The 12,861-nt window shown below is 45.7% G+C and carries 10 protein-coding genes; 8 read left to right on the top strand and 2 right to left on the bottom strand.

What is annotated here, in order from left to right; all coding sequences use genetic code 11:
• The first annotated feature begins 150 nt into the window (after positions 1-150).
• Complete coding sequence (locus tag NST47_RS29690) at positions 151-801, top strand: glycoside hydrolase family 73 protein (protein ID WP_341158360.1); 651 nt, start codon at positions 151-153, stop codon at positions 799-801.
• A gap of 73 nt (positions 802-874) precedes the next feature.
• On the opposite strand, the gene NST47_RS29685 is transcribed toward NST47_RS29690, so the two are convergent.
• Entirely contained in the window at positions 875-1,099 is a 225-nt protein-coding gene (locus NST47_RS29685; RefSeq protein ID WP_240416184.1) for an alpha/beta-type small acid-soluble spore protein, read from the bottom strand.
• A gap of 103 nt (positions 1,100-1,202) precedes the next feature.
• Between NST47_RS29685 and NST47_RS29680 the strand changes: the two genes are divergently transcribed.
• The 5 genes from NST47_RS29680 (at position 1,203) to NST47_RS29660 (ending at position 8,140) form a co-directional block, all read left to right on the top strand.
• Positions 1,203-2,060: an ATP-dependent DNA ligase gene (locus tag NST47_RS29680; RefSeq protein ID WP_341158359.1), complete on the top strand. Its 858-nt coding sequence runs from the start codon at positions 1,203-1,205 to the stop codon at positions 2,058-2,060.
• Positions 2,061-2,315: 255 nt separating this feature from the next.
• Positions 2,316-3,428, top strand: coding sequence for a citrate synthase (gene citZ, locus NST47_RS29675; protein ID WP_341158358.1), 1,113 nt, complete (start codon positions 2,316-2,318; stop codon positions 3,426-3,428).
• Between the two features lie 140 nt (positions 3,429-3,568).
• Complete coding sequence (gene icd, locus NST47_RS29670; RefSeq protein ID WP_076233186.1) at positions 3,569-4,867, top strand: NADP-dependent isocitrate dehydrogenase; 1,299 nt, start codon at positions 3,569-3,571, stop codon at positions 4,865-4,867.
• 868 nt (positions 4,868-5,735) lie between these two features.
• Positions 5,736-6,677, top strand: a complete 942-nt coding sequence (mdh, locus tag NST47_RS29665) for a malate dehydrogenase (RefSeq protein ID WP_076233188.1) — start codon at positions 5,736-5,738, stop codon at positions 6,675-6,677.
• Positions 6,678-7,012: 335 nt separating this feature from the next.
• Positions 7,013-8,140 carry an NADH:flavin oxidoreductase gene (locus NST47_RS29660; protein WP_341158357.1) on the top strand — a complete coding sequence of 376 codons (1,128 nt, stop codon included), beginning with the start codon at positions 7,013-7,015 and terminating at the stop codon, positions 8,138-8,140.
• Between the two features lie 107 nt (positions 8,141-8,247).
• Here NST47_RS29660 and NST47_RS29655 read toward each other — a convergent pair whose 3' ends face one another.
• On the bottom strand, positions 8,248-8,769 hold the full coding sequence (locus tag NST47_RS29655) for a GNAT family N-acetyltransferase (RefSeq protein ID WP_341158356.1): 522 nt from the start codon (positions 8,767-8,769) through the stop codon (positions 8,248-8,250).
• 216 nt (positions 8,770-8,985) lie between these two features.
• Here NST47_RS29655 and NST47_RS29650 point away from each other — a divergent pair, with 216 nt between their 5' ends.
• Together NST47_RS29650 and NST47_RS29645 are read left to right on the top strand one after the other, a co-directional pair.
• A complete protein-coding gene (locus NST47_RS29650; RefSeq protein ID WP_341158355.1) occupies positions 8,986-9,579 on the top strand; it encodes a TetR/AcrR family transcriptional regulator in 594 nt (197 codons plus the stop codon).
• Positions 9,576-12,752 carry an efflux RND transporter permease subunit gene (locus NST47_RS29645; RefSeq protein WP_341158354.1) on the top strand — a complete coding sequence of 1,059 codons (3,177 nt, stop codon included), beginning with the start codon at positions 9,576-9,578 and terminating at the stop codon, positions 12,750-12,752. Before NST47_RS29650 ends, NST47_RS29645 begins: the two co-directional genes overlap by 4 nt.
• Positions 12,753-12,861 lie beyond the last annotated feature (109 nt).

The raw sequence follows: 12,861 nt of genomic DNA, 5'->3' as shown, positions 1-12,861 counted from the left end.
CAGCGCAAGTTTTTTAAGAACCAGACCCAAGCCATCCAGCGGAACGTCCAGAAGGAATGCAGGCATTGACATATAAGAGAGTGCGTTCAGGGCTGCCATACAATCAATAAGGTACAAGCTGAATATCCTGTATGAAGGAGATGATGCGAGGTGAAAGCACAGGATTTTATCAATATAGTAGCTCCTATGGCTGTCTCTGAGCAGAGGCGTACCGGCATTCTGGCCAGTATTACGATTGCACAGGGCGCAATTGAATCGGGATGGGGTGCTGCAGCGCCAGGGAATAACCTGTTTGGGATCAAAGGCAGCGGACAGGAATTCGTGACAACAGAATATACCAATGGTCATTTCGTCAAAATAATTGGCGGTTTCCGGACTTATGATTCGTGGGAAGGCTCTGTAATCGATCATAGTGAATTTTTGATAGCGAACAGCAGGTACAAGGCATCCGGCTTTTTTGAACGCTGCAAGGAGCTTGATTATGTTGGGGCTGCTGGCTGCTTGCAAAATGCGGGGTATGCGTCTGATCCGAAGTATGCGGTAAAATTAATCCAAATCATTCAGTCAAACCGGCTGGACAACTATGATATTTTGGAGGTAGAGGACGATATGCCAAAGCTTGATCCAGGTGTGGCACTGACGATGATTAATACGTTTTTAAAGCCTTCATGGGCTGCTGCCGATGCTCAGCTCAAGGCCGCTCAGGATAGCAATAAGGCAGCTGCTTGGAAGGAGCAACGTGACTATTACGCATGGCTTGCCAACAGCTTGCGGGATGCATCCGGTCTGCCCAGAGAGTAGATCAGTGAGTTTACACATAACAAAGCCCCCGTTCCTTGTCAGGATTGAGGGCGATTTACTGTAAACTATACGATTAGAAGCGGTTACCGGAAATTTGCTGCTCAGCGATTTGAACCAACCGCCGAACCATATGGCCGCCAATCGCACCCGTATCACGAGTAGCCATGTAGCCATAGTAACCGTCTGCCGGAATTTGAATTCCCAGCTCTTGTGCAACCTCATATTTCAATTGTTCCAATGCCTGTGCTGCTTGCTGCACCACTAACTGATTGCTGCTTCTCGACTGACCTGCTGCCATGTTAAGCCCTCCTTTAAATTTTCAACTAAATCTATATTCCCCCATCATTTCCCTGATTATTCATACCTATCAGACATGGTAAAATCGTAGCAGGGTGATGCTAATGTTTATCGCGCCAATGCTCTTAAACTCCCGCGAGAAGCCTTTTTCTGATCAGGCTTATTTATTTGAGCCGAAAATTGACGGGCACCGATTGATATTATCAAAGGGTGGGGAAGAGACCCGTCTATTTACAGAGGATCACAAGGAATGCACTTCACAGTATCCCGAGCTATGGGACGTCCCGATTGAGGGCGATGTGGTCCTTGATGGGGAGGTCTGCTATAGAGATCCGGAATCCGAACAATTTAATTTTGAGTTGGTCATGGAGCGGCTTCAAATAACAAATAAAACTAAAATTCAGGCTTTCAGAAATCAAAGTCCGGTTAGCTACGTAGTTTGGGATATTCTTGTTCACAAAGGTCGAGATCTTCGACAGCTTTCCTTGATGAAGCGCCGTTCCATCCTGGAATCGGTTTTATTACCGAATAATTATTTCAGTGTGGTTAATCAGATTGAAGAACGCGGAGAGGACTTGTATGAATCGATTGTAGGGAAGTCGATGGAAGGCATTGTGGCCAAACGGAAAAGCAGCGTTTATGTGTCGCGGCGATCCCACGATTGGCTGACGATCATGAATTATCAATATACGGATGTGTATGTGGCAGGCTATCGTAAAGATGAGTTCGGCTGGCTTGCCCACGTGAAGGAGAATGGGAAAATGCGACCCGCTGGCATCATTGAGCAGGGAGTAAACCCATCTCATAAAAAAGCATTTGAGGCAATCAGCAAGAAGCTGGAGAATGGTGAAGATCAAAACTTTGTTTATTTAGACCCACGTATTCAGGTTAAAGTTCAATTTAGCAGCTGGACGCGTCATGGGCTGCTCAGAGCACCAAGCTTTGTGGATTTTATAGTGTGAATGGAAGCTCCGGGACCACTGCCCGGGGCTCCTTGGTTTTGAAGTCATCGAGAGATAGCATAAGTTTATTGTACCGATAATGAACTTTTATGTGTGTATTTGTTCACATTGCTTGGTAAATCATTTATAGTAGAATAGTAAGATTGATGAGAATGGCCATCCTGCGCTCAAGTTGCAATAGGATATGTGTTATGTGATATAGTTATCTATATCGTTATGTATAGGTTTTGAATTGAACGTAAAGGAGAGATTGCTTTGACTGCTACCAAAGGATTGGAAGGTATTGTCGCAACAACATCCTCAATTAGCTCCATCATTGACGGTGTCCTTACTTATCGGGGGATCGACATCGATGATTTGGCCGAGAATGCTACATTTGAAGAGGTTGCGTATTTACTCTGGTATGGCAAATTACCGAATGCTTCTGAGTTAGCGCAATTAATCGCAGATTTTAATAAGTTTGCACCCATCCCTGCTCAGGTTATCGAGCAATTGAAGCTTTATCCGAAGGAAGCCAATTCAATGGCAGCACTTCGTTCAGCGGTTTCCTGTTTGGCTTTGTACGATGAAGAAGCCAACGATATGACACCTGAGTCGAATTTGCGTAAAGCCATCAAGCTGCAGGCGCAGATTCCGACAATCATCGCTGCTTTTGCCCGTATTCGTGAAGGTAAAGAGCCTGTTGCGCCTAAACAGAGCCAATCCATCGCGGAAAGCTTTTTGTACATGCTGATTGGCACAGAACCAGATAAAGTAGCCATTCAGGCATTGGACACGGCGTTGGTGCTTCATGCCGACCATGAATTGAACGCTTCAACTTTTGCCGCGCGTGTTACTGTTGCGACATTATCGGATATTTATTCCGGTGTTACTTCAGCGATCGGTGCATTGAAGGGGCCTCTTCATGGTGGCGCGAACGAAGCCGTAATGGCGATGCTCGAAGACATTGATTCGCTTGACAACGTAGACAGCTATGTTCATGACAAGCTGAACAGCAAGCAGAAGATCATGGGCTTTGGACACCGCGTTTACAAAAATGGCGATCCACGTGCCAAGCATTTGCAAAAAATGTCTCAGGAGCTGGGCAAAATTACGGGTAACCTGAAGTGGTACGAAATGTCGATCAAGATCGAAGAGATTGTCACTGGAGAAAAGGGCTTGAAGCCGAATGTTGATTTTTACTCAGCATCTGTATATACTTCCCTGGAAATTCCGCGTGACTTGTTTACACCGATCTTTGCGATCAGTCGTGCATCCGGTTGGACCGCGCACATTTTGGAGCAATACGAGAATAATCGTTTGATCCGTCCACGTGCTGAATACAATGGTCCTGTGAACCAAAAGTATATTCCAATCGAAAATCGTTAATCTTTTGATCAACCGGATTGCTTGCAATCAACGGGTTGTTATTGCGGGTTTTGTCCCATTCGTATGAATCCGGACAAGCGCAGTAGCTCCCGTTCAATTTTGTGTAATTATGCACCTATTCTAAGGAGGAACTAATACCCATGGCTAAATTCGAAAAATACGCATTACCAACTGAAGGCGAAAAAATTACTATCGTTGATGGTGTTCTAAATGTACCTAACAACCCGATCATCCCTTTCATCGAAGGTGATGGCACAGGTCCTGATATTTGGGCTGCTTCCAAGCGCGTATTGGATGCTGCAGTTGAGAAAGCCTACAATGGCGAGAAGAAAATCGCTTGGTATGAAGTATTTGCTGGACAAAAAGCATTTGATAAATTCGAAAGCTGGTTGCCAAACGATACTTTAACAGCAATTCGTGAATACATAGTGGCTATTAAAGGGCCATTAACGACTCCGGTTGGCGGCGGTATCCGTTCTTTGAACGTTGCACTTCGTCAAGAATTGGATCTGTATGTGTGCTCCCGTCCAGTTCGTTACTTCACAGGCGTACCGTCCCCGGTTAAACGTCCTGAGCTTGTAGATATGATTATTTTCCGTGAAAATACAGAAGATATTTATGCTGGCATCGAGTGGGAAGCCGGTTCTGCTGAAGTGAAAAAAGTGATCGATTTCTTGCAAAACGAAATGGGCGTTAAAAACATTCGCTTCCCGGAAACTTCCGGTATCGGTGTAAAACCTGTTTCCTCCGAAGGTACAGAACGTTTGGTGCGCGGCGCTATCGAGTACGCAATCAAACACAAACGCAAAACTTTGACATTGGTACACAAAGGCAACATCATGAAATATACAGAAGGCGCGTTCAAAAACTGGGGTTATGAGCTGGCTGAAAAAGAATTCGGCGATCAAACCTTCACTTGGAATCAATACGACAGAATTAAAGCAGAAAAAGGCACTGACGCTGCTAACCAAGCACAAAAAGAAGCAGAAGCTGCTGGCAAAATCATCGTTAAGGATGCTATCGCTGACATCGCTCTTCAACAAGTATTGACTCGTCCTACTGATTTTGACGTTATCGCAACATTGAACCTGAACGGCGACTACCTGTCCGATGCTTTGGCAGCACAAGTAGGCGGAATCGGTATCGCTCCAGGAGCTAATATCAACTATGTAACTGGGCATGCTATCTTTGAAGCGACTCATGGTACAGCTCCTAAATATGCTGGCTTGGACGTTGTTAACCCAGGTTCCGTTATTTTGTCCGGCGTTATGATGCTTGAGCACTTGGGCTGGTTGGAAGCAGCTGAGCTGATCTACAAAGGCATGGAAACTTCGATTCACAACAAAACCGTTACTTATGACTTCGCACGTTTGATGGAAGGCGCAACTGAAGTGAAATGCTCCGAGTTCGCTAACCAAATCATTAAACATATGGCCTAAGAGGAGACATCCCCCTAAATCCCCCTTTGTAAGGGGGACCCCAGGGGTTTCGCCCCCTGGACGACGATAGAGCATCTTTCTGCGAGTGATCTCGGGGATTGGGTGTTCTTGAGCGTCTGGGGTACATGGAACGCGACTGTCAGCAGCAAGATTCGTTACACGAAGCTTGCTGCTGACTCGCTATCATGCGGGATAGCGTTGTGGAGAAAGTTGAGGTGTTGGGAACGCGACCGTCTGTGGTGGCTTTGCTGCGCAAAGCATCCCACAGACACGCTTCCAAGCGCCGCGGCTTCTCGAAGGAATGTTTAGCTGTGAAACACGTTCGTCAATGAGAGCTTCAGCTTTGCGAAGCATCGCATTGACGAACTGCTATTTCATGCTCCTACAGAATTGATGTGTGTGGCTTTTAGGTGCTTTAGCTTGCTTGAGCCATCTTTAGACTGTTCTTGAGCTTGCTTAGTATTTGGTTCTAGATTTTGCTTTGCTTTTAGCAGCCCTAGACCTTGTTACGCCTCGGGTCCAATTGAGGCGAATCTTTCTACACTCAACGAGTGAAAAGGTTGATTGTGCTTGTGAACGTTGACTTAACTCCAAATCGTGCGATAAGGAGTTAGGGATTGTGCCGTAGAGTTTACGCGCCGCCTTTGAAACGGTGTTCCCACCGCTTCATCTAATAATAAGAACACAGTTTCAACAGCTAAGAGTTTGCGCAGCAAACTTGCTACGGAAGCATATGCTTGGAGGCATATCCCTAATCCTGAAAGCCCACTTTTGGATGCTATGTCCTTAATATTATGGATGCTATGACCTTAATATTTAATCTTTAACCTCGCACTCCCAAATAAACCATTTCAGGAGGCTATCTATTATGGCAATTCAACGTAAAAAAATTACCGTTGTAGGGGCAGGTTTCACAGGGGCAACAACTGCATTCTTGGCAGCACAGAAAGAACTGGGAGACGTGGTTCTGCTGGACATCCCACAATTGGAAAACCCGACAAAAGGTAAAGCTTTGGATATGCTCGAAGCTTCTCCGGTTCAAGGCTTTGACAGCAATATCGTCGGTACTTCCAACTACGACGATACAGCGAACTCCGATATCGTAATCATCACAGCGGGTATTGCGCGTAAACCAGGTATGAGTCGTGATGATCTCGTTAACACCAATGCAGGTATCGTAAGATCCGTTTGTGAAAATGTAAAAAGAACAAGCCCTAACTCCATTGTGATCATTTTGAGCAACCCGGTTGATGCTATGACCTATGTAGCTTACGAGGCTTTGGGCTTCCCGAAAAACCGTGTAATTGGTCAATCCGGCGTATTGGATACAGCTCGTTATTGCACATTTATCGCACAGGAGTTGAATGTATCGGTTGAAGATGTTCGCGGCTTCGTATTGGGCGGCCATGGCGACGATATGGTACCTTTGGTTCGTTACTCCAATGTTGGCGGTATTCCAATCGAGAAGCTGATTCCGGCTGATCGTATTGAAGCTATTGTACAGCGTACACGTACAGGCGGCGGCGAGATCGTGAACCTGTTGGGTAACGGAAGTGCGTACTACGCACCTGCGGCTTCCCTGGTTCAGATGGCTGAAGCGATCATCAAAGACAAAAAACGGATCATTCCTGCTATCGCCTTGCTGCAAGGTGAATATGGCTATGACAACCTGTTCATGGGCGTGCCTACTTTGTTGGGTGGCGATGGCATAGAGAAGATTTTCGAATTGGAGCTTCTGCCTGAAGAGAAGACAGCTCTGGATAAATCCGCAGATTCCGTTCGTAACGTAATCAAGGTGGTATCTGCTTAATTTTCATGTATGCTGAATAACGCTTTTCACAGCAAGCTGACTCTGATGTTTAATCGGAATCAGCTTTTTTTTTGTGTTTTAACTGGATGCAGGTTTGCGATGAGGGTGAGAAATACTTCATTGACATAACAGATAAGGTAAACTATATTTAAAATACACTAAACATATCGGATTAGTTAATATATTTTCTTTATTTGCTGTGGTAAAAGTCAGTAGTAGTAGAATGAGGAAACTTGTGGTATAGTAATTTGTATTAACTGTAATGATTGCTATGACAGTTGTTGAGGTAAAGCATGAGCTATACAAATATTTATATAAAACGGAGGTAATAAGGAATGAGTAATCAAGATACACAATCATCCACGAAGGTAGAGCCGTTGTTTGAACCGTTGTCGATAGGCAAATTGAAATTAAAAAACCGGATCGTCATGGCTCCAATGACAAGAGCTTTCTCTCCTGAAGGCGTGCCAGGACCTGATGTGGCTGCTTATTATCGCCGCCGTGCAGAGAATGGCGTTGGTCTCATTATTACTGAAGGTACGTTAATTAACGATCCAGCTGCGACGAATAATCCTAATATACCTAATTTCCATGGGAATGATGCATTGAAGGGTTGGGCTGAAGTTGTAGCTCAAGTCCATGAGGCGGGCGGGCTCATTATGCCGCAGCTTTGGCACATCGGTACGGATCGCAAGATTGGTGCCATCCCTAACCCTGACGAAAAGCCGATTGGGCCTTCAGGTATCGACATCGCAACTGGTGAGCAAGTCAATGAGCCGATGAGCGAATCCAGAATCGCGTCCGTTATTGCAGCCTACGCACAAGCAGCGGCTGACGCCAAACGAATTGGTTTTGACGGTATTGAGCTTCATGGGGCACACGGTTATCTGATTGATCAATTTTTCTGGGAGAAAACCAATCAACGTAATGACAGCTACGGCGGTGATTTGGTAAAACGAACTCGTTTTGCAGCTGACATCATTGCGGCATGCCGTCGTGCTGTAGGCCCGGATTTCCCTATTATTATACGTATATCGCAATGGAAATCATCGGATTATCAAGCCAAATTAGCAGGAAATCCGGATCAACTGGCTCAGTTCCTTTCACCTTTAGTGGAAGCAGGCGTTGATGTGTTTCATTGTTCTACACGTCGTTTCTGGGAACCGGAATTTGAAGGCTCTGATCTTAACTTTGCGGGTTGGGTCAAGAAATTAACCGGAAAGCCAACTATAACAGTAGGATCGATAGGACTTGACAATGATTTTATTTCTGGCTTTAAGGGAGAAGGAGCAGGTGCGGCCAGCGTAGATACCTTAATTGAAAAGCTCAACAAAAATGAGTTTGATCTGGTTGCGGTTGGTCGTGCTTTACTAATTGATCCAGCTTGGGCGTCCAAAATCCGTGAAGGCAGAACGGAAGAACTGGCGCCGTTCACGCCGGAAGCGTTACGCACATTGTTCTAATAGTGTCCATGCAGCTCTATATAAGGACTGGGAGACCCTGTATCATAGGGTAATCCCGGTCCTTTTAGCTTAAAAAGCAGTAATTGCAGCAATCGAACCAGTTGATTTTAATTTGAATTTGTAGGGTACAAGCGTATAACCATCAAATCATCATCCGAATATTGTCCATGGCTTTTCATCGCATTTCGTTCGGTTCCATACGTAGTAAAACCAACGGATTCGTAGAGCTTTTTCGCTGCGTGGTTGGTGGAGACTACGGTTAAGTTAATTTGCTCAAGTCCCGGGCATTGTTTGGCTTGTTCAATTAATTCGGTCAGGAGAGCGTAACCGATGCGTTGTCCACGGAATTCAGGGCACACATACATAGCATATATAGTACCCTTATGCGTAATCTTGGGATTACTTTCACGCACAAACGTAACGATTCCAGCCAACTCCTGAGCCTCGGTAAAGCAGCCTAACGTAAAATTCATTGCTGTCCGCTGCAGATTTTGCTGGAATGCCTCAAGAGGTTTGGCCTGCTGTATGTCATAGGTGGTTAAAAAAGCTTCCGGATTTTCTTGAAGAGATCGTAAACGAAGCTGGCGATATATGTCAGCATCTGTTGGACCCAGGTAACGAATATTCATAACATGCAGCTCCTCTCTAAACCCATTCAATTTGAAAAATTGTTACAATTATACATGTGATATACCTATGAAACAAGGCTTGCATTGGGCGGCGGATTTCAGTAAGGAATTGATCAATGATACAGGTTGCAGAACCTGGATAATGATGTTAATATGAAAATGACTGATGAGTCAGTCATAAATTAATGTTCAGATACTCAGAGGGGGAACGCACAGATGGGTGAAGATAAAAGGGAAAGTATTATAGAGGCCGCGCTTAAGCTCTTTGAGGATCAGGGCTATCATACAACGAAGGTTTCGGATATTGTACATAAAGCAGGGGTAGCCCAAGGGACCTTTTACTTGTATTTCAAAAGCAAGGAGGATCTATTTCGCAGCATTGCTGAATCGTGCCTCGGCCAAATTGCTGATGCGATCAAGCAAAATTGCACAGGAGACATGAAGGAACAGGCACTCTACCGGATGATTCTGGAGTCGCTGCACGTGTATTATCATAACAAAACGATTTTGAAAATATTAAACGGGCATGGGGCGGCTTCTACAGAGATCGCTGATATTTCGGATGCTTTTTATCGTACAATTATGCTCGTTATTAAGCAATCCTTTCTGGATTGGGGGGCTTTTCCTAATTACTCGGATGCACAGCTTGAAATTGCGGCCTATTCGAAAATAGGCATGGTGGAGTTGGTGGCGTACCAATGTTTTGTCGTTCAAAATTACGATACTACACATATTGAATCCATAGCTCAAGTACTCGCAGGTGTTAATGCGCCATGCCAGTTGGAGTCGACGGAAGCGGGTGACAAATGATCACCAAATTACTGAAGTACCGTAAAGTAACGCTTTTGTTTTTCGTGGTGGCGGTACTTATGGGCATTGTGAATGTATTTACGCTCAAGCAGCGGGAAAATCCGGAGATCGATATCACAACGGCCATAGTCAAGACGATTTATCCGGGTGCCTCACCGGAGAAGGTAGAGCAGTTTGTTACCCGACCGTTAGAGCAGAAGATCAAGGAAATGAGCGATATATCGATTCTCAGCTCTACCTCGATGGCTAATGTGTCGATTATTAATGTGGAAGTCAAGCCGGAAACCGATATTAAGCGAGCCTGGGATACGCTGCGACAGAAGGTTCAATCTGCCGATAGCGAGCTTCCTGCTGAAGCCAATAAGCCTGAGGTTAATGATGATTTGGGTAAAATTGCCGAGCAAATCCTGCATTTTGTCGTCCAACAGCCAGAGCAATTAGAACCTCTTCGGCCCGTTATGGAGCAGTGGAAAAAACAGCTAAGCACACTCTCGGGTGTGAGCAACGTGGACATTATCGGGCTGCCGGAGCAGGAAGTAGCCGTGATTATTGATACGGATAAGCTGGATACGTTCAAGCTGCCTTGGGGTATTGTTGCACAGGCGCTCACCAATCGCCATGATCGCGTACCTCTCGGTATGGTTGATCAAACAACGAAATCCTTTTATGTCAATATGCCGGGAGAGTGGAAGTCGGCTGAGGATGTTGCGAATACGGATATTTTGGGACTGCCTAACGGCAATACATTAAAGCTTAGAGATGTTGCTGAAATTAAGCTTCGACCTAAGAAGCAAGAGGTCAGTATTGTACATAACGGTAAACCGGCTCTCGATCTTGTTATTAACGCAGAGAAGGGTGCAGACATTCCTTCCTTGCAGAAGCGTATTGATGTGATGGTATCCGATCTGAAGTCTAAATTACCAGAGCATGTGGAATTGGTGTCCTTGTTTACGCAAAAGGAAAGTCTGGATCATTTATTTACGGATTTGGGTCAGGAGCTGCTGACCGGGATCATCGTAGTTATCATAGTCTGCTCGATGGGACTAACCTTTGGTACATCGTGGGTGGTGGCGCTGGCTATACCGATTTCGATCACAGTCGGGTTTATCCCAATTGAGTTCCTGGGTATCGATTTAAATCAAATCACGGTTGTAGCGATTGTTATCGTTCTCGGGATATTGGTCGATGATGCGATTGTTGTGAATGATAATATCCAGCGGAGGCTGCAGCTGGGCGATACACCAGAGCAGGCTTCACTGCTCGGAAGCCGCGATGTTGCGGTATCCATCCTGACGGCTACGATTGCAACGGCTGCAGCATTTTTGCCTCTGTTATTTCTCAAGGGCAATATCGGAAGCTTTATTCGACCGCTGCCGGTTGTGATTTCTTTGACCTTGGCCGCTTCCATGGCGATGTCATTGACGGTCATTCCGATTTTTCGCCAATGGGTAGGCGAACGTGCGCTGCGGAAGCAGCAAAATAAACAAATGGCTACAAGAAGCGCCAAGCTGAGTAAGGCCGATCCCGAATTGTTAGAAGCGCATAATCGTTCTGCCCAGGACGAGCTCAAGCTGGTAGAAGAGCATTCTCCGGGGCTGCTGGGTAAGCCGATTCAACGACTAAGTTCCTTCTATAGCAGGCAAATATACGTATTCCTGAAACGACCGCTGCTGACGGGAGTTGTTGCTTTACTGGTGGGTACCAGCAGCTTCGGCCTGCTGCCGTTCCTGGGCGTTCAGTATTTCCCTCCTGCCGAAAAGGATGAGATGCTGATTGATTTCAAGCTGCCGACAGACCGCATATTTATGGAAACTGAATTTACGATGAATAAAGCTGCTGACTGGATTCAGCATCAGCCTGGCGTGAAATTTGTTACTGCCTATTCGGGCCGAACCGCACCCAAGTTCTACTACTCGGAGTCCGAACATACCGGTACGAACGTAGGGCAGCTCTTTGTCAAAATCGATCCCAAGGTGATTCATACCAAAGAAGTGATAAGCAGCTGGCGGCAGGAGCTCAGTCAGCTGGTCCCTGAGGATATCGAAATTACACCGCGGGAGCTGGAGCAAGGTCCACCCGTTGGAGCGCCTATCGCGATTCGTATCAGCGGGGATGATCTGGATCAATTACGTCAGCTTTCCAATAATATTCAAGAACTATTAAAGCAAATTCCCGGCACTACAAGTGTATCTGATGATGTCGGCGGTGACATGAATACATTTGAGATGAAGGCGGACCCGGCCAAGCTGAATCTTTTTGGAGTCAGTGATAAGGATTTGACAAGGACGCTGCGAATGGCTACGGAAGGCCTGGAAATCGTCTCCATGCAGCAGGGGGAGAAGCTGATTGATGTGACCTTATATGCCAAGGCACGCAGTGCAGATCCTATAGATACGATGAGCAAGCTGTTTGTACCTACACAAAAGGGTGGAACGATAGCGGTTCGTGAGCTTGGCGATATTCGTTCGAGCTCGATGATTAAATCAATTCATCACCGTAACCAAACCAGAACGATTATCGTTAGAAGCTACACGCAGGATCGTCTGCCTGATGCCGTCATCAAGGATGTCAAAACACAGCTGAACAGTCAAACGCTGCCTGCAGGCTATACCGTTGAGTATGGCGGGGAAAATGAGGAACGCAATGACGCTTTCATCGCGATTGGCAAGCTGTCGATCATTGTTTTGCTGCTGATTTATATTTTGATGGTTATGCAATTTTATTCATTATCAATTCCGTTATTGATCTTATCAACCGTATATTTAGCTGCTGGTGGTGCTGTTATCGGTCTGTACATTACGAATTCGCCTATCGGATTTATGGCTCTCATGGGCTTGGTCAGCTTGGCGGGAATAGTCGTAAGGAATGGAATCATCCTGATCGAATTTATTGAGCAGGCCAGAAAACGCGGATTGCCGCTGTATGAAGCTGTGGCGGAAGCGGGTAGAGCCCGGCTTCGTCCTATCCTGCTCACCATGGCAACAGCCATTGGCGGCCTGCTGCCGATGACGATTATGGGCGGCAACCTGTGGAGACCGATGGGAATCACCATTATCTCAGGCTTGATCTATTCGACGATCCTGACGTTGATTGTCGTACCTTCCTTATTCGTTATTCTGGAAACGTGGCGCGAGAAGCGAGCTATCCGCAAAGGGATCGCTATTCACGAATAGTTCTTAATTAGAACCGTAAAACGTGATAAACGGACGATAAAGCCGCATTTCATTTGCTAACGCTTTGCGTAATCAGGTATACTTAATTTATATAAATTATGTATATATG

Source organism: Paenibacillus sp. FSL H8-0034 (assembly GCF_038000305.1).
In the GTDB taxonomy this organism is placed as follows: Bacteria; Bacillota; Bacilli; order Paenibacillales; family NBRC-103111; genus Paenibacillus_S.
This window is presented reverse-complemented; position numbering and strand designations above follow the sequence as displayed.

What these genes read in the sequence shown, in the direction of transcription:
- NST47_RS29685 (WP_240416184.1), bottom strand. Translation starts at nt 1,099, where the DNA reads ATGGCAGCAGGTCAGTCGAGAAGCAGCAATCAGTTAGTGGTGCAGCAA.
- NST47_RS29680 (WP_341158359.1), top strand. Translation starts at nt 1,203, where the DNA reads ATGTTTATCGCGCCAATGCTCTTAAACTCCCGCGAGAAGCCTTTTTCT.
- icd (WP_076233186.1), top strand. Translation starts at nt 3,569, where the DNA reads ATGGCTAAATTCGAAAAATACGCATTACCAACTGAAGGCGAAAAAATT.
- mdh (WP_076233188.1), top strand. Translation starts at nt 5,736, where the DNA reads ATGGCAATTCAACGTAAAAAAATTACCGTTGTAGGGGCAGGTTTCACA.
- NST47_RS29660 (WP_341158357.1), top strand. Translation starts at nt 7,013, where the DNA reads ATGAGTAATCAAGATACACAATCATCCACGAAGGTAGAGCCGTTGTTT.
- NST47_RS29655 (WP_341158356.1), bottom strand. Translation starts at nt 8,769, where the DNA reads ATGAATATTCGTTACCTGGGTCCAACAGATGCTGACATATATCGCCAG.
- NST47_RS29650 (WP_341158355.1), top strand. Translation starts at nt 8,986, where the DNA reads ATGGGTGAAGATAAAAGGGAAAGTATTATAGAGGCCGCGCTTAAGCTC.
- NST47_RS29645 (WP_341158354.1), top strand. Translation starts at nt 9,576, where the DNA reads ATGATCACCAAATTACTGAAGTACCGTAAAGTAACGCTTTTGTTTTTC.